Consider the following 23,424-nt stretch of genomic DNA (forward strand, 5'->3'; position numbering starts at 1 on the left):
GATGCCGCGCTATGACGGGGGACGGCGGCTTTCCGGGATCGTACCGGTCGCGGGCCACAACTGGGCAAGCCAGGAAGCCGAGTCGGCGTCCGAAGAGTGTTGACGGGGTGTGATCTTCTTCTCGAAGAAAACACCCCGTATCCGGACAATCAGCCCTGGAATCGATACTCTTCGAGCAGCCTGCGCCCGATGATCATTTTCTGGATTTCGGCGGTACCTTCACCGATCAGCAGCATCGGGGCCTCCCGGTAGAGGCGCTCGATCTCGTACTCCTTGGAGAAGCCGTAGCCGCCGTGGATCCGGAAGGCGTCCTCCACGACCTCCTTGCAGTACTCGGAGGCGAGGTACTTCGCCATCCCAGCCTCAAGGTCGTTTCGTTCTCCGGAGTCCTTTTTGCGAGCCGCGTTGACCATCATGGCATGCGCGGCCTCGACCTTGGTAGCCATCTCGGCCAGCTTGAACTGGATGGCCTGGTGCTGGGCGATCGGCTTGCCGAAGGTGTGCCGCTGCTGGGCGTACCGGACGCCCAGCTCGAAGGCGCGCTGGGCGACGCCGCAGCCGCGCGCCGCCACGTTGACGCGGCCGACCTCCACGCCGTCCATCATTTGGTAAAAACCTCGGCCGGTGACCCCGCCGAGCACCCGATCGGCCGGAATGCGCAGGCCGTCCATGATCAGCTCGGTGGTGTCGACGCCCTTGTAGCCCATCTTGTCGATCTTGCCGGGGATCGTCAGGCCGGGGCGGACCTCACCGAAGCCGGGCTCCTTCTCGACCAGGAAGGTCGTCATGGACTTGTGGGGCGCCGTGCCCTCGGGGTGTCCTTCGTCACTACGGACGAGAACGGCCACGAGCGAGGACGTGCCGCCGTTCGTCAGCCACATCTTCTGACCGTTCAGGACGTACTCGTCGCCGTCCTTGACCGCCTTCGACGTGATCGCCGACACATCGGAGCCGAGGCCCGGCTCGGACATCGAGAAGGCGCCGCGGATGTCGCCGGCCGCCATGCGCGGCAGGAAGTGGTCCTTCTGCTCCTGCGTGCCGTGCTGCTTGAGCATGTACGCCACAATGAAGTGCGTGTTGATGATGCCGGACACGGACATCCAGCCGCGGGCGATCTCCTCCACGCACAGCGCGTAGGTGAGCAGCGACTCACCCAGACCCCCGTACTCCTCGGGAATCATCAGACCGAAAAGGCCGAGTTCCTTCAGGCCGTCCACGATCTGCTGCGGGTACTCGTCGCGATGCTCCAGCTCGGTCGCGACCGGGATGATCTCTTTGTCGACGAAGTCCCGGACGGTGGAGAGAATCTCCTGCTGGACGTCGGTCAGACCGGCGGTCTGGGCGAGGCGCGCCATTACTTCTCCTGCTGCTTCAGCTCCGGGCGGCCGGGCTGCTCGCCGCCGCGCTCCTTGGTGTACGTCTCGGTGGGCACCATGACCTTGCGGCGGAAGACGCACACCAGGGTGCCGTCCTGCTTGTAGCCCTTGGTCTCGACGTAGACGATCCCGCGGTCGTTCTTCGACTTCGACGGCCACTTGTCCAGGACGGTCGTCTCGCCGTAGATCGTGTCGCCGTGGAAGGTCGGCGCCACGTGCTTGAGCGACTCGATCTCCAGGTTGGCGATCGCCTTGCCGGAGATGTCCGGCACCGACATGCCGAGCAGCAGGGAGTAGATGTAGTTCCCGACGACGACGTTCTTGCCGAAGTCCGTCGTCTTCTCCGCATAGTTGGTGTCCATGTGGAGCGGGTGGTGGTTCATGGTGAGGAGACAGAACAGGTGGTCGTCGTACTCCGTGACCGTCTTGCCCGGCCAGTGCTTGTACGTCGCCCCGACCTCGAACTCCTCGTAGGTGCGTCCGAACTGCATCGCCGTCACGCCTCCGGGATCTCGAACTTGCTGGTGCGCTGCATGCCGGCGGCGCGTCCCTTGCCGGAGATGACCAGGGCCATCTTGCGGCTGGCCTCGTCGATCATCTCGTCGCCGAGCATCGCGGAGCCCTTCTTGCCGCCCGCCTCGGACGTGTAGTAGTCGTACGCGTCCAGGATCAGCTCGGCGTGGTCGTAGTCCTCCTGGGAGGGCGAGAAGATCTCGTTCGACGCCTCGACCTGGCCCGGGTGCAGCACCCACTTGCCGTCGAAGCCGAGGGCCGCGGCGCGCTGGGCGACCTCGCGGTAGCCCTCGACGTTGCGGATCTGCAGGTAGGGGCCGTCGATCGCCTGGAGGTCATTGGCGCGGGCCGCCATCAGGATCTTCATCAGGATGTAGTGGTAGGCGTCCGCCGGGTACCCGGGCGGCTGCTCACCGACGACCAGCGACTTCATGTTGATGGAGGCCATGAAGTCGGCCGGGCCGAAGATGATCGTCTCGATGCGCGGGGAGGCCTGCGCGATCTCGTTGACGTTGTTCAGGCCCTGGGCGTTCTCGATCTGCGCCTCGATGCCGATCCGGCCGACCTCGAAGCCCATGGTCTTCTCGATCTGGGTCAGGAGGAGGTCCAGGGCGACGACCTGCTGGGCGTTCTGCACCTTCGGCAGCATGATGCAGTCGAGGTTCTGGCCGGCGCCCTCGACCACGGTCACGACATCGCGGTACGTCCACTCGGTCGTCCAGTCGTTGACGCGCACGACCCTGGTCTTGCCCGTCCAGTCACCCTCGTTGAGGAACTTCACGATGGTGTGCCGTGCTTCGGGCTTGGCGAGCGGCGCGCACGCGTCCTCCAGGTCCAGGAAGACCTGGTCCGCCGGGAGGCCCTGCGCCTTCTCCAGGAAGCGGGGGTTCGAACCGGGTACGGCCAGGCACGAACGCCGCGGACGAAGACGGTTGACGGTCATGCGGGGACCTCCAGGGGGTCGAGCTTGTTCGCTTTCCGGATCTCGTCGACGATGCGGCCGATGATTCCGGTGATGTCGAAGTCCTTCGGGGTGAACACCGCGGCCACTCCCGCGGCCCTGAGCTGTTCGGCGTCACCGTTCGGGATGATGCCACCTGCGATCACGGGTATATCTGTGGCACCGGCCACACGCAGCCGCTGGAGTACGTCCGGCACCAGCTGGGCGTGCGAGCCGGACAGGATCGACAGGCCCACGGCATGGACGTCCTCCGCCAGGGCGGCGTCCACGATCTGCTCCGGGGTGAGCCGTATGCCCTGGTAGACCACCTCGAAGCCGGCGTCACGGGCGCGCACGGCGATCTGCTCGGCGCCGTTGGAGTGCCCGTCCAGGCCCGGCTTGCCGACCAGGAAGCGGAGCTTGCCGACGCCCAGCTCACGCGCGGTGGCGTCCACCTTGGCGCGGACCTCGGCGAGAGCCGAGCCGGCCTCGGCGGTGACGGCCACCGGCGCGGAGGAGACCCCGGTGGGCGCCCGGTACTCGCCGAACACCTCGCGCAGGGCCCCGGCCCACTCGCCGGTCGTGACCCCGGCGCGGGCGCACTCCAGCGTGGCCTCCATCAGGTTGTCGGTGCCCTTGGCGGCCTCCTTCAGCTTCTCCAGCGCCTTGCAGGGGCGCGGGTGGTTGAAGGGCGGCTGGTAGCGGGTGTCCCGCCAGTGCCGCAGGGACTCGATGACGCGGGCCTCGACCGCCGGGTCGACCGTCATGATCGCGGTGTCCAGGTCGGCCGTGAGCGGGTTCGGTTCGGTCGTCTCGAAGATGTTGACGCCGACGATCTTCTCCTGGCCGGACTCGATCCGCGCCCGCCGCTCGGCGTGCGAGGAGACCAGCTGCGACTTGAGATAACCGGACTCGACGGCGGCCATCGCGCCGCCCATCTCCTGGATCCGGTCGATCTCGGCGAGGGACTCCTCCACGAGGGCCTTCACCTTCGCCTCGATGACGTGCGAGCCCTCGAAGATGTCCTCGTACTCCAACAGGTCGCTCTCGTGCGCGAGAACCTGCTGGATGCGCAGCGACCACTGCTGATCCCAGGGCCGGGGCAGGCCCAGGGCCTCGTTCCAGGCGGGCAGCTGCACGGCCCGCGCGCGTGCGTCCTTGGAGAGGGTCACGGCCAGCATCTCCAGCACGATCCGCTGGACGTTGTTCTCCGGCTGCGCCTCGGTCAGGCCGAGGGAGTTCACCTGGACGCCGTACCGGAAGCGGCGCTGCTTGGGGTTCTCGATGCCGTACCGCTCACGCGTGACCTTGTCCCAGATGCGGCCGAACGCCCGCATCTTGCACATCTCCTCGACGAAGCGGACACCCGCGTTCACGAAGAAGGAGATCCGGGCGACCACGTCACCCATGCGCTCCTGCGGCACCTGGCCGCTGTCGCGGACGGCGTCGAGGACGGCGATCGCGGTGGACATCGCGTACGCGATCTCCTGCACCGGCGTGGCCCCGGCCTCCTGCAGGTGGTAGCTGCAGATGTTGATCGGGTTCCACTTCGGGATGTGGGAGACCGTGTACGCGATCATGTCCGTCGTCAGCCGGAGCGACGGCCCCGGCGGGAACACGTGGGTGCCCCGGGACAGGTACTCCTTGACGATGTCGTTCTGGGTCGTGCCCTGGAGCTTGGTGATGTCCGCGCCCTGCTCCTCCGCGACGACCTGGTAGAGCGCCAGCAGCCACATGGCGGTGGCGTTGATCGTCATCGAGGTGTTCATCTGCTCCAGGGGGATGTCCTGGAACAGCCGGCGCATGTCACCGAGGTGCGCGACGGGCACGCCGACCCGGCCGACCTCGCCGCGGGCGAGGATGTGGTCGGGGTCGTACCCGGTCTGCGTCGGCAGGTCGAACGCCACCGACAGACCGGTCTGGCCCTTGGCGAGGTTGCGCCGGTACAACTCGTTGGACGCCTCCGCGGTCGAGTGACCCGCGTACGTCCGCATGAGCCACGGACGGTCCTTCTGACGCTCTGTCATCTAAGGCCCTCAGATGTTCCGGAAGCGGTTGATGGCGTCGATGTGCTTGGCGCGCTTCTCCTCGTCGCGCACGCCCAGGCCCTCCTCGGGCGCCATGCACAGGACGCCGACCTTGCCCTGGTGGAGGTTGCGGTGCACGTCGTACGCCGCCTGGCCGGTCTCCTCCAGGGAGTAGACCTTCGACAGCGTCGGGTGGATCTTGCCCTTGGCGATGAGCCGGTTGGCCTCCCAGGCCTCGCGGTAGTTGGCGAAGTGCGAGCCGATGATCCGCTTCAGGGACATCCACAGGTAGCGGTTGTCGTACTCGTGCATGTAGCCCGAGGTCGAGGCGCAGGTGGTGATGGTGCCGCCCTTGCGGGTGACGTAGACGGAGGCGCCGAAGGTCTCGCGGCCGGGGTGCTCGAAGACGATGTCGATGTCCTCGCCGCCGGTCAGCTCGCGGATGCGCTTGCCGAAGCGCTTCCACTCCTTCGGGTCCTGGGTCTGCTCGTCCTTCCAGAACTTGTAGCCCTCGGCGTTGCGGTCGATGATCGCCTCGGCGCCCATCGCCCGGCAGATCTCCGCCTTCTGCGGTGAGGAGACGACACAGATCGGGTTGGCGCCGCCGGCCAGCGCGAACTGGGTGGCGTACGAGCCGAGGCCGCCGCTGGCGCCCCAGATGAGCACGTTGTCGCCCTGCTTCATACCGGCGCCGTTGCGGGAGACCAGCTGCCGGTAGGCGGTGGAGTTGACCAGGCCGGGGGCGGCGGCCTCCTCCCAGCTGAGGTGGTCGGGCTTGGGCATCAGCTGGTTGGACTTGACGAGCGCGACCTCGGCGAGGCCGCCGAAGTTGGTCTCGAAGCCCCAGATGCGCTGCTCGGGGTCGAGCATCGTGTCGTTGTGGCCGTCCGAGGACTCCAGCTCGACGGACAGGCAGTGGGCGACGACCTCGTCACCGGGCTTCCAGGCGTTGACGCCCGGGCCGGTGCGCAGGACGACGCCCGCGAGGTCGGAGCCGATGATGTGGTAGGGCAGGTCGTGGCGCTTGGTCAGCTCGCTGACCTTGCCGTAGCGCTCCAGGAAACCGAACGTCGACAGGGGCTCGAAGATCGACGTCCACACGGAGTTGTAGTTGACCGAGGAGGCCATCACGGCCACCAGGGCCTCGCCCGGGCCGAGCTCGGGCAGCGGCACCTCGTCGAGGTGGATCGACTTGCGCGGGTCCTTGTCACGGGTCGCGAGGCCCGCGAACATCTCCGTCTCGTCCTTGTGCACGGTGATCGCACGGTACGACTCGGGGAGCGGCAGGGCGGCGAAATCGGCGGACGTGGCGTCCTTCGACTGGATCGCGTCCAGGATGTCCTTCACGGTCACGGTGTTGCCTCCGGCGGTGAGCGCCCTGAGGGAGGGGCGCTGGGGATTCGTCGGTGCTGCTGAGAGTGCTGCTGAGGGTTTTTCTGAGGGTTGCCGTCGGTTCGGCGGGTGGTGCTTCGGCAGCGCTTTGTGGCGCGGGAGGGTGCCTGTGACGCAGGCGTCCGGGCGCGCAGGCCGTCGGCTTGCGGGGACAGCCGGCGAGCGAATGGTCTCTGCTCGCCGACCGCCCGGACATCTTCAACGTATGACACCGCGTGTCAGGTGACAAGGCACTGAGTGCCAGAACTTGGCCTCAGATGAAATCTTTACGTAACACATGAGCGATGATCGATCGAACGGGCCCCTGAAATGTGCTCGAAAAGGGGCTCTGACATGGCAAAACGGCCACCCCGGAGGGTGGCCGTCATCACAGAGCGAGGGGCGCCGTCAGCGCTCCTTCAGCGCCTCTTCGATGGTCCGCATGACCTCGTCCAGCGGCGCGTCGGTACGGGCGACCGTCACCAGCACCTCGCCGTGCGCGGAGGCCGTCGCCGGGGCGGTGGTGGTGGCCGGCGTGCCGGCCGAGCCGCGCCCGGCTCCGATCCCCGTTCCGAACGTCTTCCGCACGATCGCGAAGGCGTGGTCCAGCTGGGCCTCCACGTCGCCCTGGCCGCCCGCCCGGAGCCAGCGCCTGAGGACATGGTTGTGGGCGGTGACGACGGCGGAGGCGGCGACCTCGGCCAGCAGCGGGTCGTCGTTGGCGTCGTCGGCGTGCGCGTGCTCGTCGAAGTGGCCCAGCAGATACCGGGTGAACAGGCGCTCGTAGCGGGCCACCGAGGCGATCTCGGCCTCGCGCAGGGTGGGCACCTCCCGCGTGAGCTTGTAACGGGCCACCGAGATCTCCGGCCGGGCCGCGTACATCTTCATGACTTCCTTGATGCCACGGCACACGGTGTCGAGCGGATGCTCGTGCGCGGGGGCGGCGTTGAGGACCGCCTCGGCGCGGATCAGCGTGTCGTCGTGGTCCGGGAAGATCGCCTCTTCCTTGGAACGGAAGTGGCGGAAGAACGTGCGGCGGGCGACGCCGGCCGCGGCCGCGATCTCGTCGACGGTGGTGGCTTCGTACCCCTTGGTCGCGAACAGCTCCATGGCCGCGGCCGCCAGTTCTCGGCGCATCTTGAGCCGCTGGGCGGCGGCGCGACTGCCTGCGGCACTTTCCGGCGCGTCGGGCGTAGCTGGTGTACGTGAGGACTTGGCGGGCTGGGACATGACCCGAACGTACTGCATGTGCGCAGCTCGACGCGCAGGTGCGGGACCTCCCCCGCCCGTGAAGGGCGGGGGAGCGTCCGCGGGGTCGAGCAGTCCGCCCCAGTCCGCGCCGTCCAAGGCGCCGTCGAACCAGTCGCCGACGCCGTCAGCGGCGGGCATACTCGCGGAAGCCGCGGCCCGTCTTGCGGCCGAGGCAGCCCGCGGCCACCAGGTGCTCCAGCAGCGGGGCCGGAGCGAGGCCCGGGTCGCGGAACTCCCGGTGCAGCACCTTCTCGATGGCCAGCGAGACGTCCAGGCCGACCACGTCCAGCAGCTCGAAGGGGCCCATCGGGTAGCCGCCGCCGAGCTTCATCGCCGCGTCGATGTCGTCAAGAGACGCATAGTGTTCCTGCACCATCTTGATCGCGTTGTTCAGGTACGGGAAAAGCAAGGCGTTGACGATGAAGCCCGCCCGGTCCCCGCAGTCGACGGCATGCTTCTTGATCTTGACGCAGACCTCGCGGACCGTCGCGTGGACGTCGTCCGCGGTCAACACCGTACGCACCACCTCGACCAGCTTCATCGCCGGTGCCGGGTTGAAGAAGTGCATGCCGATCACGTCCTGCGGGCGCGAGGTGGCGCGGGCGCAGGCGACGACGGGCAGCGAGGAGGTGGTGGTGGCCAGGACCGCTCCGGGCTTGCAGACCTTGTCCAGCGTCGCGAACAGCTGCTGCTTGATCTCCAGGTCCTCGGCGACCGCCTCGACGGCCAGGTCGACGTCGGCGAAGGCGTCGTACGACCCGGCCGGGGTGATCCGGTCCAGGATCTGCGCGGCGGCCTCGGCGGTCAGCCGGCCCTTGTCGACGGAGCGCGCGAGGGACTTGCCGATCCGGGCCTTGGCGGTCTGCGCCTTCTCCTCGCTGCGGGCGGCCAGGACGACCTCGTAGCCCGCCTTCGCGAACACCTCGACGATGCCGGAGGCCATTGTGCCGGAGCCCGCGACACCGACCGAGCGGATCTCGCGCCCCGCGGTGAGCGAGCCGCCCTGAGCCGGGGTCAGCGCGTCCGGCACGACCGTGGCGCTGCCCGGCGCCTCGTAGGTGTAGAAGCCGCGCCCGGACTTCCGGCCGGTCAGGCCCGCCTCGCTGAGCTGCTTGAGGATCGGGGCGGGGGCGTGCAGCCGGTCGTGGGACTCGGCGTACATGGCCTCCAGGACCGTACGGGCGGTGTCGACGCCGATCAGGTCCAGCAGGGCGAGCGGGCCCATCGGCAGACCGCAGCCGAGCCGCATCGCCGCGTCGATGTCCTCGCGCGAGGCGTACCTGGCCTCGTACATCGCGGCGGCCTGGTTGAGGTAGCCGAACAGCAGACCGTCCGCGACGAAGCCGGGGCGGTCACCGACCGCGACCGGCTCCTTGCCCAGCTCGAGCGCCAGGTCGGTGACCGCGGCGACGGCGTGCGGCGCGGTCAGCACCGACGAGACGACCTCGACCAGCTTCATCGCCGGTGCCGGGTTGAAGAAGTGCAGGCCGAGCACGCGCTCCGGACGGGCCGAGTCGGCGGCCAGCCGGGTCACGGACAGTGCGTTGGTGCCGGTCGCGAGGATCGTCTCCGGACGGACGATGCCGTCCAGTTCGCGGAAGATCTGGTGTTTGATCTCGTACGACTCCGGGGCGACCTCGATGACGAGGTCGGCGTCGGCCGCCGCGCGCAGGTCGGTGGAGGTGCGGACCCGGGCCAGCGTCCCGGCGCGCTCCGCCTCGGTGAGCCGGCCGCGTGCCACGGCGCGGGAGGTGGAGGCCTCCAGGGCGGCGAGCGACCGCGCGGCCTGGGCCTCGCTGATGTCGATGCCGATCACCTGGCGGCCGGCCCTGGCGAGGACCTCGGTGATGCCGGTGCCCATGGTGCCGAGGCCGACGACGGCGATCGTCTTGAGCGGGGACAGGGGGCTGCCGGGCTGGGGGGACAGGGGAGTGGCCATCGCGGGACTCCAGGAATGAGGGTGACGACGAGGAACGCGCCGGGTGCGCCCGAGGGCGCACCACGGTGCGGAAATGGAGTGCGGGTGTTGCCGGGCTGCGAGCGCACACGCCCGGTGCTGCCGGTGCCGCGGGCGTGCACACGCCCGGGATCGGCGAATTTCCGACCGGCTCTGTCCCGAAGCCGGGTCGTACTGCGGTACGCACGGGTACCGAACCGACGCGCTCACGACGGTTGCGTCACCAAACCGTCGCCAGCGGAACTGCGAGAGGGTTACTCGCTCGTATGAGCTTAACCGGCGGGTAACGAGCGCGCTAGTCCCCGACTTTGTGATCTGGCTCCCTCCGTCGGCACAACACCTCTACGCTGGGGCTCGTGGACGAAGAGTTGCGATCGCTCACGGAACGCTTACGGCAGGAGGCGGGCGGCTCGGCGGCCTTCGCGTACCTGCTGGGCACCGAGGACCAGAGTGAACTGGCCGAGGTCCTCACCGCTCCCGGGCAGCCGCTGTGGGCCAGGGAACTGGCCGCGTTCCGCCTCGGTCTCGCGGGCGACCGGCGTGCCTTCGAGTCCCTGGTGCTGCTGCTCAACCACCGCGACCCACCGCGCTGCGCCTCCGCCGCCCACGCCCTCGCCCGGCTCGGCGACCCACGCACGGCCCGCGCGGCCGCCGCCCTCGCCACCAACGAACTGCGCGTCGCCTACGCCCTGCACCCGGTACGGCTGCTGGTCGCCCTGCGCGCCCCGGAGTCCGTGCCCGCGCTGATCACCACCCTGGAGCGGCGGCTGCGCCCGCACGACCCCTACCGGCGGGTCGCCCTCGCCTGCGTGGAGGGCCTGGGAGCGCTCGGCGACGTCCGCGCCCTGCCGGTGCTGAACGAGGCCCTGGCGCACCCGGCGCTCGCCGAGGCGGCGGTGCACGCGCTGGCGCGGATCCCGCAGCAGCGGGGGGCCGGATGACGCCCGGTCAGTCCGGCAGGTCCATGACGTACCGCACCTCGGGCACGGCACACCGTCCACCTCGCAGGGCTCGGCGCCGTCCGGCCGGAATCCGGCACGCTCGTAGACCCGGCGGGCGGGGATCTTGTGGGGGATGTCGTCCTTCCGGACCCACAGACACATGCGCGGGCACGGCAGGCACCGCCCGACCGCCTCGGTCGGCAAGGCCAGCCCGATCCCGCTGCCGAGGCGGGCCGGTCCACGCAGATCGCGTACAACTCGGCGTCCCCGGTGTGCGCCTCACCGTCCCGCTGCGCTCCGTACGCCGCCCGGCCGAGGACGTCACCGCCCCGCCCGGCGACCAGGTTCACCAGGGAACCGTTCCCCTGCTGCGTGAACCGGGCCCGCCGCTCGGCGCCCGCCGTGATGCCGAGCCCGTCCGGGCAGGGCTGCGGGATGAGCCCCTGGTAGGCGTGGCGCCAGCCGGGCACGCGGATCTCCGGGACGCGATCGCAGCCGGCGAGTGCCATCGGGCGGATGCGGGTGAGCGGGTCGTCCATGACGGCACCCTGGGCGGCGGCCCCTCCGGCATGCCCGGAACTACCGGCCCACCACCGCGATCGCCTCGACCTCCAGCAGGAACTCCGGCGCCACCAGCCCGGCCACCCGCACGGCGGAGGACGCCGGAAGGCGGTCGTCGGGCAGGTGCGCGGCGCGGGCCGCGCGGATCGCCGGCATGTGCGCCATGTCCGTGACGAAGTACGTCAGTTTCACGACGTCCTCGAATCCGGCCCCGGCGGCGGCCAGGCAGCGCCTCAGGTTCTCGAACACCTGGCGTGCCTGGGCCGCCGGATCTCCCTCCCCGACCAGATGGCCGTCCTCGTCCAGGGCGAGCTGGCCGGAGACGGCGACGAAGCGACCCGTCGCCGAGACCACATGGCTGTAGTGGGCGGAGGGGGCGACCCCATCGGGGGCGGAGATACGGATCGGTCCACTCATGGCTCCATGGTGAACCATGGTGGGCGACCCCATTGACACGCCCCCTTCGGGCCGGCCGGAACGGCTAGCGGCGGAAGCCCAGCAGCCCGTGCAGGGCGGAGCCGCGGGACGATGTCGAGGCCGCCTTCGTCGTGAGCGGCTTCGGATCGGGCGACTTCTCGCAGACGGCGTCGACCGCGCTGCCGCCGTGCGGCACCTTGCCGTCGGCCAGATACGCGAAAAGGTACTTGTCCAGGCAGGCGTTGCCGCTCAGCGTGATGCCGTGATTGCCGCCGCCCTCCTCGACCACCAGGCTGGAGCCGGCCAGCAGACGGTGGGCCGTGACACCGCCCGGGTAGGGGGTGGCCGCGTCGTCGGTCGCTTGGAAGAGCAGTGTCGGCGGCAGCTTGCCGTTGGCGACGTTCACCGGCTTCAGCGTGCCGGTCGGCCAGAACGCGCAGGGCGCGTTGTACCAGGTGTTGTTCCAGGCCATGAAGGGCGCCTTGGCGTACACCTGCCAGGTGTCCGAGTTCCACCGGTTCCAGTTGCGCCGCCAGGAGGCGTCACGGCACTGCACGGCCGTGTAGACGCTGTAGCCGTTGTCACCCGAGGCGGCCACGGCGGCGAAGTTCTCGTACGCCTTCACGAGCGGCCCGGTGTCCTTGTGGCGGACGTAGGCCGCGAGCGCCTCTGCGAGGTAGGGCCAGTAGCCGTTGTAGTAGCCGCCGGGGATGAAGGTGTCCTCCAGCTCGGCGGCGCCGACCCTGCCCCCGGCCGGTTTCCTCGCCAGGGCCGCTCGCATCGCGTACCACTCGGCCTCGATCTTCGCGGGGTCCTTGCCGAGCCTGTACGTGGCGTCGTACCTGGCGATCCACGCCATCAGCGCGCGGTGGCGGTCGTTGAAGGCGTAGTCCTGGCCCAGGTTGTCCTCGTACCAGACACCGGTCGGGTCGACGATCGAGTCCAGCACCAGGCGGCGGACCCGCTGGGGGTACAGCCTGGCGTAGACCGCGCCGAGGTAGGTGCCGTAGGAGTACCCGAAGTAGCTGATCTTCTTCGCGCCGAGGGCCCGCCGGACGGAGTCCATGTCCCGGGCCGCGCTGACGGTGTTGATGTAAGGCAGCACATCGGCGTACTTGCGGCCGCAGGCGGCGGCGAAGGACCGCGCCCGCTTCAGGTTCGCCCGCTCCAGCGCGGGCGTGGCCGGCACGGTGTCCGGGCGTACCGATGCGAAGTGGCCGGGCACGCAGTTCAGGGTGGGGGTGCTCCTGCCGACCCCGCGCGGGTCGAAGCCGATGACGTCGTACTGGGCCGCCACGCTCCTGGGCAGCGCCGAGGCGACGAACCCGGCGAGCGCCAGTCCGCTGCCGCCGGGGCCACCGGGGTTGACCAGCAGCGGGCCCTGGGACGTCCGCGCGGTGTGCGGGACCCGGGACAGGGCGAGCGTGATCTGCCGGCCCGACGGGTCGGCATGGTCCAGCGGCACCTTCAGGGACGCGCACTGCAGCGTCGGGTACTCCCTCGTGCCGCACTTCTTCCAGGCGGCTTTCGCCGCCGGAGCGGACGGCTCGGGCGAGGCCGGCGCGGTCGCCCGCGCGGGGACGGCCGTGACCGAACCCGCCACCACGGCCGCGGCCGCGCACAGCACGGCTGCGCGTGTTCTCATGGGTACTCCCGGGACGGAGGTTGCGGTGAACCGCGACCATCACGGTTCTCGCCGCATCGTCCCGGGAACGGGGGCCCGAAGAACGCCTTCCACCGATACTTGACCCAATCGGGTCGCGGGATGCCCTCGAACGCTCTCAGATGAGGGTGAGTTGGGTCGGCTCGGACACGGCCTGGGTTTCCGGCTGCGCCGGGCGGATCCGGCGGGCCGCGCCCGCGCGGGTGGGCCCGATCCCGTACTCCTGTGCCAGCTCGTGAACCTGACGGGTGATCCGGCGCTGATACCACTTGGGCGCGTAGGCGCCCTCCGCGTACAGCCGCTCGTAGCGGCGCACCAGGTGCGGGTGGTGCTGCCCGAGCCAGGCCATGAACCACTCCCGGGCACCCGGCCGCAGATGCAGCACCAGCGGCGTCACGGAGGTGGCCCCGGCCGCCGCGATCGCCCGGACGGTGGCCCGCAGGTGGGCCGGGTCGTCGCTGAGGAACGGGATCACCGGTGCCATCAGCACCCCGCAGCCGATGCCGTGTTCGCCGAGGGTCCGTACGACGTCCAGCCGGCGCTCCGGCGCGGGGGTGCCCGGCTCCACCGTCCGCCACAGCTCAGTGTCGAGGAAGCCGACGGAGACCGAGATGCCGATGTCCGTCACCTCGGCCGCCCGGGTCAGCAGGTCCAGGTCGCGCAGGATCAGGGTGCCCTTGGTGAGGATGGAGAACGGGTTCGCGTGGTCGGTGAGGGCGGAGATGATGCCCGGCATCAGCCCGTAGCGGCCCTCCGCTCGCTGGTAGCAGTCGACGTTCGTGCCCATCGCCACGTGGTCGCCCTGCCAGCGGCGGGAGGCCAGCTGGCGGCGCAGCACCTCGGGCGTGTTCACCTTGACCACGATCTGGGTGTCGAAGCCGATACCGGTGTCGAGGTCCAGATAGCTGTGCGTCCTGCGCGCGAAGCAGTACACGCACGCGTGCGCGCAGCCTCGGTAGGGGTTGACCGTCCATTCGAACGGCATGCGCGAGGCGCCCGGCACCCGGTTCAGCACGGAGCGCGCCCGGACCTCGTGGAAGGTGATCCCGCGGAACTCGGGCGTGTCGAACGTGCGGGTGGTCACGGCGTCCGCGCCGAACAGCGCGGCATCGGCCGCCCGCCCGTGCTCGGCGGGCTCCCCGGACTCCACGGTGAGGTTCTCCCAGCGCATGACGCCTCCTCGCTAGCACTGCCCCCACACAATAGAACATCTGTTCCCATGATCGTGCGGGCCCCGATTTGGGCGGCCGGACGCCGGAGTGGTTGGCTTGCCCCAACCCCGAGCAACCAGGTCCTGGAGGAACGCAATGGCGCAGGTCGAGGCCACTACGGAACGGGTCGTCGCGGCGGACGCGGAGAAGGTGTTCGACGCTCTGGCCGACTACCGTGAAACGCGGCAGAAGCTGCTGCCCGAGCACTTCAGCGAGTACGAGGTGCGCGAGGGGGGCGACGGCGAGGGCACCCTCGTCCACTGGAAGCTCCAGGCCACCAGCAAGCGGGTGCGTGACTGCCTCCTGGAGGTCAGCGAGCCCACCGACGGCGAACTGGTCGAGAAGGACCGCAACTCCTCCATGGTCACCACCTGGCGCGTCACCCCGGCCGGCGAGGGCAGGTCCCGGGTCGTCGTCACCACCACCTGGAAGGGTGCCGGCGGCATCGGCGGCTTCTTCGAGAAGACCTTCGCGCCCAAGGGCCTCGGCCGTATCTACGACGCCGTGCTCGCCAACCTCGCCGCCGAGGTCGAGAAGTAGGGCCAAGCTCCCTGCGGTGAAGGGGTGTTGTGCCCCTTCACCGATTCGAGTGGATATCCGCCCCGACCTCAGCGGTGCCGTAACTCGCCGTAGTTGTCAGCAGTTGTCGCCTTACGCGGGAATTGTGACAGGTGCGACGAGGGGAGCGGTACGTGGGCGGGACGACTCTGGTGGAGCACGAGCCGGCCGTGGCGCCGGCTGTGGGGGAGGCGACCGAGGGGACCGCCGCCGCAGCGCCACCGCCGTCCGCCTCCGCCGCCGAACTCGGTCCGCGCCGGGTGTGGTTGGTGTTCTTCGGGCTGATGCTCGCCCTGCTCCTCGCGGCGCTGGACCAGATGATCGTCGCCACCGCGCTGCCCAAGGTCGTCGGCGAGCTGCACGGCCTGGACAGGATGTCCTGGGCGATCACCGCCTATCTGCTCACCTCCACCATCGGCCTGCCCCTGTACGGCAAGCTCGGCGACCTGGTCGGCCGCAAGGGCGTCTTCCAGTTCGCCATCGGCGTCTTCGTCGTCGGTTCAGTGCTCGCCGGCCGGGCACAGACCATGGACCAGCTGATCGCCTTCCGCGCGGTCCAGGGCGTCGGTGCGGGCGGGCTCATGATCGGCGTGCAGGCGATCATCGCCGACATCGTCCCGCCCCGCGAACGCGGCCGCTACATGGGCCTGATCGGCGCCGCCTTCGGCCTCGCCTCCGTCGCGGGCCCGCTGCTCGGCGGCTACTTCACCGACCACCTCTCCTGGCGCTGGTGCTTCTACATCAACGTCCCCTTCGGCCTGGTCACCCTGGCCGTCGTCACCGTCGTCCTGAAACTGCCGAAGCCCACGGTCCGCGGACGTCTCGACGTGCCGGGCGCGCTGCTGCTCGCCGCCGCCTCCACCTGCCTGGTCCTGCTGACCAGCTGGGGCGGCACCGAGTACGCCTGGGGGTCGCGGCAGATCCTCGGCCTCGGTGCCGGCGCGGTCGCCGCCGCCCTCCTCTTCCTCGTCGCCGAGCGCTTCGCCGCCGAACCCCTCGTCCCGCTGCGGCTGTTCCGCGACTCCGTCTTCAACCTCAGCGGCATCGTGGGCCTCGTGATCGGGGTCGCCCTGTTCGGCGCCGCCAGCTATCTGCCGACCTTCCTGCAGATGGTCGACGGGGCCAGCGCCACCGAGTCCGGGCTGCTGATGCTGCCCATGATGGCCGGGATCGTCGGCGCCTCGATCATCGGCGGACAGCTCATCAGTCACACCGGCCGCTACAAGGTCTTCCCCGTGCTCGGCGGCGCCCTTTCCGCCGTCGGCATGTGGCTGCTGTCCCGGCTCGAGGCCGACACGCCCCGGCTGCACTACAGCATCTGGATGGCCGTACTCGGCGCCGGCATCGGCCTGGTGATGCCCGTGCTGATCCTCGCCGTGCAGAACTCCGTACGCCCCGCCGACCTCGGCACCGCCACCAGCGCCAACAACTACTTCCGGCAGATCGGCGGCAGCGTCGGCGCCGCCGTCTTCGGCACCCTCTTCACCGACCGGCTCGGCGACTCCCTGCGCGAGGAGCTGCCCTCGCACGCGGGCACCCGGCTGCCCGATGCCGACTCCATCACCCCGCAGCTCGTCCACGCGCTGCCCCCGGCGCTGCGCGACGCCTACATCCGGGCCTACGCCGACGCGATGCCCCGGATCTTCCTCTACCTCGTCCCGGTGCTCGTCCTCGGCCTGCTCATCGCCTTCTTCCTCAAGGAGAAACCACTGGTGTCCCACAACGCCCCCGCCGCCGGCCAGGAGACCGCGCCGGCAGGCGCCACCGTTCCGCAGGCCCGCCCCCAGCCTTCGGCCGGGGGGACCCCCATCTCCCATCGCTCGCCCTACCCCGCCGGGGTCCCCGTCTGCGGCACGGTGCAGCACCCGGACGGCACCGTGGTGCCCCGAGCGGCGCTCACCCTCATCAACGTCGCCGGACAGCAGATCGGCCGGGGCGCGAGCGGCGAGGACGGACGGTACGCGCTCGGCACGCCCGGTTCCGGGTCGTACGTGCTCATCGCCGCCGCCGGCGGCCACCAGCCGCAGGCCGTCTCCGTCACCGTCGGCGAACGGCCCGTCGAACTCGACGTCGTCCTGGGCGGCGCCGGACGCCTCGCGGGCAGCGTCCTCACCGCCGACGGCAGCCCCGTGAGGGACGCCACCGTCACCCTCACCAACGTGCACGGCGAGGTCGTCGCCACCACCCGCAGCGGCCGCGAGGGCGGCTATGTCATCACCGAGCTGGTCGCCGGCGAGTACACCCTCGCCGCCAGCGCCCCCGCCTTCCGGCCCGCCGCGCTGCCCGTCACCGTGCAGGCCTCCCGGGAGACCCGGCAGGACGTCGAACTCGCGGGCGGCGCCGTGCTCAAGGGCACCGTCCGGGCGAGCGGCGGCCGCCCCGTGGAGGACGCACGGGTCACGCTGCTGGACGCCGCGGGCAACGTCGTCGACACCCTCACCACCGGAGCGGACGGGATGTTCCGGTTCGTGGACCTCTCCTCCGGCGAGTACACCGTCATCGCCGCAGGTTACCCACCGGTCGCCACCGTGCTGCAGGTCGCGGGCGGCGGCCGCACCGAGCGGGACCTGCAACTGGGACACGAGGACTGAGCAGTTCGACGGGTGGGGGCGCCCGCAGGGCGCTGAGCTGTGCGCCGGCGCGATCACCTGAAACCAATTCCAGGATTGGCACACATCGCCATCGGCCACCGCCGTACCGTAGTGGCGGCGGCACAGATCGTTTGCGAACAGCCGTGGGGAGAGAGGGCCTGGGCCATGGACCGTGGCAGCGAGCGGGACACAGCTCCCGAGCGCGGTGCGGGCGACACCGCGGCGGGCCGGATTCCGCTGGCCGTGGTCGTCGTCGACCACGCCGGCCTGGTGTCCCACTGGAGCAGTGGCGCGCGGCGCCTGTTCGGCGTGCGCAGGGACGACGCCGTCGGGCGTCTCGCGGCGGACCTGCTGCCGGTCTCCGGCGCCCTGCCCGAGGACCTGCACGGCGACCGGATGCCGGACGCCTACGAGGAGTACGACGGGCTCGGCCCCGACCTGGAGTCCTCGCTCGGCGGCCACACCGCGTACGCCACGGCCGGGCGCGCCCGTCTGTTCCCGCACGGGCATGAGCGGACACCGGACGGTGAGCGGCTCGACGTGCTCTGGTGGGCCTACCCGCTGGTCGGCCCCGGCCCCTTCCGGCTGCTCGTGCTCGCCGCCGACGCCACCCGGCTGCGCGACGAGCGGGGCTACGACGACGAGACCGCCGAGCGCATCTCGCCCGGCTTCGCCCGCCACACCGAACTGCCCGCCTCCGAAGAACTCGAACGGCGCCTGCCCGAGATCCTGCCCAACATGGGCCCGGGGCTCAGCGGCCGCATCGTCGCCCAGATCCTCGAACTCGGCTACCCCGTCCTGGAGTTCAGCCAGTTCGACCGGGTGCCCGTCACGCCGTACTGGGGTGTGCCCCGCCGTCGCGGACGCACCCGCGCCGAGGCCGTCGTACCACAGGGGCGGGCGGCGGCCGCCCCGGTCCCGGCCGGCACCGAACAGGACCTCGAGTACGCCGCCGTCCGCGAGCGGCTGGAGTTCCTCAACGAGGTCAGCTCCGGCATCGGTTCCTCCCTCGACCTCGGCGAGACCATCCGCGAGGTCACCAGCGCCGCCGTCCCCCGCTTCGCGGACTTCGCCGGCACCCACCTGCGCGCCGCGGTCCTGGCGGGCGAGGGCTTCCCGGACGGACCGCCGGACGCCAGCACCGTGATGTTCCGCGTCTGGGTCGAGCACAACGACGAACCGGGCCGCTGGGACGACACCGTGCCCGTCGGCGAGGCCTTCGCCTTCCCCGAGCACACCCCGTTCTTCAAGTGCATGAGCACCGGCGAACCGGTCCTCATCCCGCGGGTCACCGAGGAACTGGGCAACCGCATCTCCGGCGAGTTCGAGAAGCGTGATCTCAGGCCGCTGATCACCGGCCGGTCCCTGCTGATCGTCCCGCTCAAGGCGCGCAACGTCGTCCTCGGTTTCATGGTGCTGATGCGCCGCCCCGACCGCCCGGCGTTCGACGACATGGACCGCACCACCGGCGCCGAACTCGCCGCCCGCGCGGGCCTCGTGCTCGACAACGCCCGCATGTACACGTACCAGGAGAACGTCGCCGACACCCTCCAGGACAGCATGCTGCCGCAGGTGAACCCGCGGATGGCCGGCTGCGACATCGCCACCCGCTATCTGCCCGGCACCCGGCTCGGCCGGATCGGCGGCGACTGGTTCGACACCATCAAACTGCCCGGCTCGCGCACCGCCCTCGTGGTCGGCGACGTCATGGGCCACGGCCTCAACTCGGCAGCGATGATGGGTCAGCTGCGCACGGCCGTGCAGACCATGGCCGCCATGGAGACCCCACCCGTCCAGCTGCTGCGCAACCTCGACGACCTGGCCCGCCGGCTGGGCGACAACTACCTCGCCACCTGCCTGTACGCGGTCTACGACCCGATCGGCGGCGAGCTGACCCTCGCCAACGCCGGACACATTCCGCCCGTCCTGGTCCGCGCCGAGGACGGCGGCAGCGAACTCATCGAGCTGCCCACGGGCGCCCCCATAGGCGTCGGTGGCGTCCCCTTCGAAGCCATCCGGGTCAAGGTCGCGCCCGGGGACCGGCTGGTGCTGTGCACCGACGGCCTGGTCGAGGTGCGCGGTTCCGACATCGGCGAGGGCCTCGCCGCGCTCTGCGAGTCCGCCGCGCACCCCGCCGCCTCGATGGACGACGCCTGCGACACCATCATCCGCGCCCTCAACACCGGCGGGGGCCGCAAGGACGACGTCGCCCTGCTCCTGGCCCGCCTCAACGGCATCCCCGATGAGCACGTCGCCCGCTGGTGGCTCGACGCCGACCCGCGCGAGGTGGCCCGGGCCCGCCGCCTGGTCCGCGAACGCCTCCTTCAGTGGGGCCTGCCCCAGGCGGTGGAGACGGCCGAACTGCTGGCCAGCGAGGTCGTCACCAACGCCGTCCGGCACGCGGAGAGCGGCCGGATCGGACTGCGCGTGGTCCGCACCGACGCGCTGCTGTTCGAGGTCACCGACGACGAACCCGCCTTGCCCGCCCTGCTCAGCGCCGGCCCCTATGACGAGTCGGGACGCGGACTGCGTGTGGTCAGCCGGCTGGCCCGGGAGTGGGGCGCCAGCGTCGACGGGCACCGCAAGACCGTCTGGTTCGAGCAGGCCATCACCGGGTAGCGCCGAAGCCAACGGTGTGCGCCTTTCCTCTGCGCAGGCATGGCCGGAGCCGGTACTTCTCGTGAAGGTGGCCGTCCGCCCCTTGCCCAACGCCGGGCCGTCACGATATCCCGATCACGGAACCGACCGTGGGGAGATCGCATGAACATCGTCTCGGACAACTACCGCAATGCGTGGGAGAGTTACTGGAGCGAGACCTCCGACACCCGGGGAGAGGCCATCTGGGACGCCGATCCCTCCCTCACCGCCGAGCCGCACAGCGAACTGCTCCTGCCGTACGCGGATCCGTCCCGCACCATCGTCGACCTCGGCTGCGGCAACGGCACCCAGACCCGATACCTCGCCACCCGGTTCGCCCGCGCCGTCGGCGTCGACCTCTCGCACGCCGCCGTCGAGCACGCCCGCCGCGCCCAGAACGGCGCCGCCGTCGAGTTCCAGCAGCTCGACCTCACCGACACCGAGGCCGTACGCGCCCTGCACGACCGGCTCGGCGACTGCAACGTCTATATGCGAGCCGTCATCCACCAGAGCGAACCGGCCGCGCGCCCCGCCGTGGCCGCCGCCGTCGCCGAGATCCTCGGCACCGAGGGGCGCGCGTTCGTCGTCGAACTCACCGCCGGCTCCCGGGACGTCCTGAGGCGCGCGGCGTCCGACCCGGCCGGTCCACCACCCAAGCTCCAGCGCGTCTACCACCACGGGCTCAAGCCCGCCGACGCCGACGACGAGGAGATACCGCGGCTGCTCGCCGAGGCGGGCCTCACGATCCTCGCCGACGGCGAGACGGCCCTGGCACAGACCGAGTACCTGGCCGACGGCACCCGCATCGACCTGCCGGCGCGCTGGTTCGTCCTCGCCGGGAAGTGACCGGAGCCCGAGGCTTCGCCCAGCCGCGCGGCGCGGGCCGGCCACCATGGCCTCCCGCCCCGCGAGCACCGCCGGAGCGTCGCACCGGACTGTGCCGAAGACGTGCGGCTCCTTCAGCGGCTTCGCCTGGGGGGCTGCCGGGCCGGCACCGCCACGCACAGCGGGTGGATCCGGTGTGCCGCCCACCCCGCTGCTCGCCGTCGCCGGCTTCGTCGTATCCATGCGCCTGGAGGCGTTCGCCCCCAGCCTCGGCCAAGGCACACGGACGAGGATGGCCTCGCCGGAGGAGTTCTCGAAGCCGTGTCGCAGGCTGCCGGCCGGGCAGCGGGCGCTTCGGGATCCGGGTTCGGCAGAAGAGCGGCCGGTAGTGGGCCGTCCCACGAGGTCGGGGTCGTAGCCTGTCCGCCCCTCGGCGCGTAACGTGACGCAGATGAAGATCCTCATCAGTGCCGACATGGAGGGGGCCACGGGCGTCACCTGGCCGGCCGACGTGCTGCCGGGGACGCCGCAGTGGGAGCGGTGCCGGGTGATGTTCACTTCCGACGTGAACGCCGCCGTGGAGGGATTCTTCGAGGGCGGCGCCGGCCAGGTGCTCGTCAACGAGGCCCACTGGACCATGCGCAATCTGCTCCTGGAGCGGCTCGACGAACGGGCCGAGATGCTCACCGGGCGGCACAAGGCGCTGTCCATGGTGGAGGGCGTGCAGCACGGCGACGTCGACGGCGTCGCGTTCATCGGCTACCACGCGGGCGCCGGCATGGAGGGCGTCCTCGCCCACACCTATCTCGCCAACCAGATCACCGGGGTCTGGCTGAACGACGTCCGCGCCAGTGAGGGTCTGCTCAACGCGCACGTCGTCGCCGAGTACGGCGTCCCCGTCGTGCTCGTCACCGGCGACGACGTGGCCTGCGAGGACGCGCTCGGGTACGCGCCCGAGGCGCTGAAGGTCGCCGTCAAGGACCATGTGTCGCGGTACGCGGCGGTGTGCCGCACCCCGGCCCGCACGGCGGCCGACATCCGCGCCGCCGCCAAGGAGGCCGCACAGCTGGCGATCCGTCATGAACCGTCGCACGCCGGGCCGTTCACGATCGCCGTGGAGTTCGACGCCGAGCATCTGGCGATGGCCGCGACGGTCGTCCCCGGGGTGGCGCGGATCGGGGAGCGGAAGGCGGCGTACACCAGCGCCACCATGTACGAGGGGATCAGGACGTTCAAGGCGGTCACCACGATCGTCTCTGCCGCCGTGGAGGAACAGTATGGCTGACCAGCAGGCCCTGGAAGAGGTCGTGGAGTTCACCTCCGGCCTGATCCGCATCGACACCACCAACCGGGGCGGCGGGGACTGCCGGGAGCGGCCCGCCGCCGAGTACGCGGCCGAGCGGCTGTCCGGGGCGGGCCTCGACCCGCTGCTGCTGGAGCGGACACCCGGCCGGACCAACGTCGTCGCCCGGATCGAGGGCACCGACCCGTCCGCCGACGCGCTGCTGGTCCACGGCCATCTCGACGTGGTGCCCGCCGAGGCCGCCGACTGGAGCGTGCACCCGTTCTCCGGTGAGATCCGCGACGGAGTCGTGTGGGGGCGGGGCGCCGTCGACATGAAGAACATGGACGCGATGATCCTGGCGGTCGTCCGGTCCTGGGCCCGGCAGGGCGTGCGGCCCCGCCGGGACCTCGTCATCGCGTTCACCGCGGACGAGGAGGCCAGCGCCGAGGACGGCTCCGGATTCCTCGCCGACCGCCATCCCGAGCTGTTCGAGGGCTGCACCGAGGGCATCAGCGAGTCCGGCGCCTTCACCTTCCACGACGGTGCCGGCCGGCAGATCTACCCGATCGCCGCGGGGGAGCGGGGCACCGGCTGGCTGAAGCTCACCGCGCGCGGCCGGGCCGGGCACGGCTCCAAGGTGAACAAGGAGAACGCGGTGACCCGGCTCGCCGCCGCCGTCACCCGCATCGGCGAGCACGAGTGGCCGCTCAGGCTCACCCCGACCGTACGGGCCGCGCTCACCGAACTCGCCGTGCTGTACGGCATCGACCCCGACTTCAGGGACGTCGACCGGCTGCTGGAGAAGCTCGGCCCGGCCGCCAAGCTGGTCGAGGCGACCGTCCGCAACAGCGCCAACCCGACCATGCTGGAAGCCGGTTACAAGCTGAACGTCGTCCCCGGGGAGGCGGTCGCCTATGTCGACGGACGCTATCTGGCGGGCGCCGAGGACGAGTTCCGCGCCACCCTCGACCAGCTGACCGGCCCGGACGTGACCTGGGAGTTCGAGCACCACGAGGTGGCCCTCCAGGCCCCGGTCGACTCGCCCACCTACGCGAAGATGCGGGCCGCGGTGGGGGAGTTCGCGCCCGACGGGCACGTGGTGCCGTACTGCATGTCGGGCGGCACGGACGCCAAGCAGTTCTCCCGGCTCGGCATCACCGGGTACGGTTTCACCCCGCTGAAGCTGCCCGAAGGACTCGACTACCAGGCGCTGTTCCACGGCGTGGACGAGCGCGTGCCGGTTTCGGCGCTGCACTTCGGCGTGCAGGTTCTCGACCGCTTCCTGCGGACGGCCTAGAAG

General features: G+C 70.6%; 17 protein-coding genes and 1 pseudogene. 7 read left to right on the forward strand and 11 right to left on the reverse strand.

Translation table 11 applies throughout. The features are described from left to right. Positions 1–149: 149 nt before the first annotated feature. The 7 genes from ABZ079_RS21360 to ABZ079_RS21390 all read right to left on the reverse strand — a co-directional run bounded on the left by ABZ079_RS21360 (position 150) and on the right by ABZ079_RS21390 (position 9,417). The gene (locus tag ABZ079_RS21360; RefSeq protein WP_356940999.1) at positions 150–1,355 is read right to left on the reverse strand and encodes an acyl-CoA dehydrogenase family protein; all 1,206 of its coding nucleotides are present in this window, start codon (positions 1,353–1,355) and stop codon (positions 150–152) included. Continuing rightward, positions 1,355–1,867, reverse strand: a complete 513-nt coding sequence (locus ABZ079_RS21365) for a MaoC family dehydratase (RefSeq protein WP_189980545.1) — start codon at positions 1,865–1,867, stop codon at positions 1,355–1,357. Before ABZ079_RS21365 ends, ABZ079_RS21360 begins: the two co-directional genes overlap by 1 nt. A 5-nt stretch (positions 1,868–1,872) precedes the next feature. Next, positions 1,873–2,832, reverse strand: a complete 960-nt coding sequence (locus tag ABZ079_RS21370; RefSeq protein WP_356941000.1) for a CoA ester lyase — start codon at positions 2,830–2,832, stop codon at positions 1,873–1,875. Next, a complete protein-coding gene (locus tag ABZ079_RS21375) occupies positions 2,829–4,856 on the reverse strand; it encodes a protein meaA (protein ID WP_356941001.1) in 2,028 nt (675 codons plus the stop codon). Before ABZ079_RS21375 ends, ABZ079_RS21370 begins: the two co-directional genes overlap by 4 nt. A 9-nt stretch (positions 4,857–4,865) precedes the next feature. Next, complete coding sequence (gene ccrA / locus ABZ079_RS21380; RefSeq protein ID WP_356941175.1) at positions 4,866–6,203, reverse strand: crotonyl-CoA carboxylase/reductase; 1,338 nt, start codon at positions 6,201–6,203, stop codon at positions 4,866–4,868. 432 nt (positions 6,204–6,635) lie between these two features. Beyond that, positions 6,636–7,457 carry a TetR family transcriptional regulator gene (locus tag ABZ079_RS21385; protein ID WP_356941002.1) on the reverse strand — a complete coding sequence of 274 codons (822 nt, stop codon included), beginning with the start codon at positions 7,455–7,457 and terminating at the stop codon, positions 6,636–6,638. A 145-nt stretch (positions 7,458–7,602) separates the two neighbouring features. Continuing rightward, positions 7,603–9,417 carry a 3-hydroxyacyl-CoA dehydrogenase family protein gene (locus tag ABZ079_RS21390; protein WP_356941003.1) on the reverse strand — a complete coding sequence of 605 codons (1,815 nt, stop codon included), beginning with the start codon at positions 9,415–9,417 and terminating at the stop codon, positions 7,603–7,605. 374 nt (positions 9,418–9,791) lie between these two features. Here ABZ079_RS21390 and ABZ079_RS21395 point away from each other — a divergent pair, with 374 nt between their 5' ends. Then, positions 9,792–10,376: an adenylosuccinate lyase gene (locus tag ABZ079_RS21395; protein ID WP_356941004.1), complete on the forward strand. Its 585-nt coding sequence runs from the start codon at positions 9,792–9,794 to the stop codon at positions 10,374–10,376. Positions 10,377–10,383: 7 nt separating this feature from the next. Here ABZ079_RS21395 and ABZ079_RS21400 read toward each other — a convergent pair. The 4 genes and pseudogenes from ABZ079_RS21400 to ABZ079_RS21415 form a co-directional block, all read right to left on the reverse strand. Further along, positions 10,384–10,915: pseudogene (locus tag ABZ079_RS21400) on the reverse strand (GNAT family N-acetyltransferase). A gap of 40 nt (positions 10,916–10,955) precedes the next feature. After that, positions 10,956–11,354, reverse strand: coding sequence for a RidA family protein (locus ABZ079_RS21405; protein ID WP_356941005.1), 399 nt, complete (start codon positions 11,352–11,354; stop codon positions 10,956–10,958). Between the two features lie 64 nt (positions 11,355–11,418). Further along, positions 11,419–12,999 carry an alpha/beta hydrolase gene (locus ABZ079_RS21410; RefSeq protein ID WP_356941006.1) on the reverse strand — a complete coding sequence of 527 codons (1,581 nt, stop codon included), beginning with the start codon at positions 12,997–12,999 and terminating at the stop codon, positions 11,419–11,421. A 136-nt stretch (positions 13,000–13,135) separates the two neighbouring features. Beyond that, positions 13,136–14,188: an Rv2578c family radical SAM protein gene (locus ABZ079_RS21415; protein ID WP_356941007.1), complete on the reverse strand. Its 1,053-nt coding sequence runs from the start codon at positions 14,186–14,188 to the stop codon at positions 13,136–13,138. Positions 14,189–14,324: 136 nt separating this feature from the next. Here ABZ079_RS21415 and ABZ079_RS21420 point away from each other — a divergent pair, with 136 nt between their 5' ends. From ABZ079_RS21420 to ABZ079_RS21445, 6 genes are all read left to right on the forward strand, one after another. Then, positions 14,325–14,768: an SRPBCC family protein gene (locus ABZ079_RS21420; protein ID WP_356941008.1), complete on the forward strand. Its 444-nt coding sequence runs from the start codon at positions 14,325–14,327 to the stop codon at positions 14,766–14,768. Between the two features lie 152 nt (positions 14,769–14,920). After that, complete coding sequence (locus tag ABZ079_RS21425) at positions 14,921–17,377, forward strand: MFS transporter (RefSeq protein ID WP_356941009.1); 2,457 nt, start codon at positions 14,921–14,923, stop codon at positions 17,375–17,377. Between the two features lie 165 nt (positions 17,378–17,542). Beyond that, positions 17,543–19,996, forward strand: a complete 2,454-nt coding sequence (locus ABZ079_RS21430) for a SpoIIE family protein phosphatase (RefSeq protein ID WP_356941010.1) — start codon at positions 17,543–17,545, stop codon at positions 19,994–19,996. A 141-nt stretch (positions 19,997–20,137) separates the two neighbouring features. Further along, complete coding sequence (locus tag ABZ079_RS21435) at positions 20,138–20,860, forward strand: methyltransferase domain-containing protein (RefSeq protein WP_356941011.1); 723 nt, start codon at positions 20,138–20,140, stop codon at positions 20,858–20,860. Between the two features lie 430 nt (positions 20,861–21,290). Continuing rightward, positions 21,291–22,124 carry a M55 family metallopeptidase gene (locus tag ABZ079_RS21440; RefSeq protein ID WP_356941012.1) on the forward strand — a complete coding sequence of 278 codons (834 nt, stop codon included), beginning with the start codon at positions 21,291–21,293 and terminating at the stop codon, positions 22,122–22,124. Then, positions 22,117–23,421 (forward strand): M20/M25/M40 family metallo-hydrolase, encoded by a 1,305-nt coding sequence (locus ABZ079_RS21445; RefSeq protein WP_356941013.1) that lies wholly within the window; start codon positions 22,117–22,119, stop codon positions 23,419–23,421. The genes ABZ079_RS21440 and ABZ079_RS21445 overlap by 8 nt, the downstream gene beginning before the upstream one ends. Positions 23,422–23,424: the final 3 nt, after the last annotated feature.

It is taken from the genome of Streptomyces sp. NPDC006314, from assembly GCF_040613075.1.
In the GTDB taxonomy this organism is placed as follows: domain Bacteria; phylum Actinomycetota; class Actinomycetes; order Streptomycetales; family Streptomycetaceae; genus Streptomyces.

Excerpts from the sequence above, each read along its gene's own strand:
- ABZ079_RS21375 (WP_356941001.1), bottom strand. The coding sequence starts at position 4,856 with ATGACAGAGCGTCAGAAGGACCGTCCGTGGCTCATGCGGACGTACGCG.
- ABZ079_RS21410 (WP_356941006.1), bottom strand. The coding sequence starts at position 12,999 with ATGAGAACACGCGCAGCCGTGCTGTGCGCGGCCGCGGCCGTGGTGGCG.
- ABZ079_RS21405 (WP_356941005.1), bottom strand. The coding sequence starts at position 11,354 with ATGAGTGGACCGATCCGTATCTCCGCCCCCGATGGGGTCGCCCCCTCC.
- ABZ079_RS21445 (WP_356941013.1), top strand. The coding sequence starts at position 22,117 with ATGGCTGACCAGCAGGCCCTGGAAGAGGTCGTGGAGTTCACCTCCGGC.
- ABZ079_RS21415 (WP_356941007.1), bottom strand. The coding sequence starts at position 14,188 with ATGCGCTGGGAGAACCTCACCGTGGAGTCCGGGGAGCCCGCCGAGCAC.
- ABZ079_RS21440 (WP_356941012.1), top strand. The coding sequence starts at position 21,291 with ATGAAGATCCTCATCAGTGCCGACATGGAGGGGGCCACGGGCGTCACC.
- ABZ079_RS21435 (WP_356941011.1), top strand. The coding sequence starts at position 20,138 with ATGAACATCGTCTCGGACAACTACCGCAATGCGTGGGAGAGTTACTGG.
- ABZ079_RS21430 (WP_356941010.1), top strand. The coding sequence starts at position 17,543 with ATGGACCGTGGCAGCGAGCGGGACACAGCTCCCGAGCGCGGTGCGGGC.
- ABZ079_RS21370 (WP_356941000.1), bottom strand. The coding sequence starts at position 2,832 with ATGACCGTCAACCGTCTTCGTCCGCGGCGTTCGTGCCTGGCCGTACCC.
- ABZ079_RS21390 (WP_356941003.1), bottom strand. The coding sequence starts at position 9,417 with ATGGCCACTCCCCTGTCCCCCCAGCCCGGCAGCCCCCTGTCCCCGCTC.
- ABZ079_RS21360 (WP_356940999.1), bottom strand. The coding sequence starts at position 1,355 with ATGGCGCGCCTCGCCCAGACCGCCGGTCTGACCGACGTCCAGCAGGAG.
- ABZ079_RS21385 (WP_356941002.1), bottom strand. The coding sequence starts at position 7,457 with ATGTCCCAGCCCGCCAAGTCCTCACGTACACCAGCTACGCCCGACGCG.
- ABZ079_RS21365 (WP_189980545.1), bottom strand. The coding sequence starts at position 1,867 with ATGCAGTTCGGACGCACCTACGAGGAGTTCGAGGTCGGGGCGACGTAC.
- ABZ079_RS21420 (WP_356941008.1), top strand. The coding sequence starts at position 14,325 with ATGGCGCAGGTCGAGGCCACTACGGAACGGGTCGTCGCGGCGGACGCG.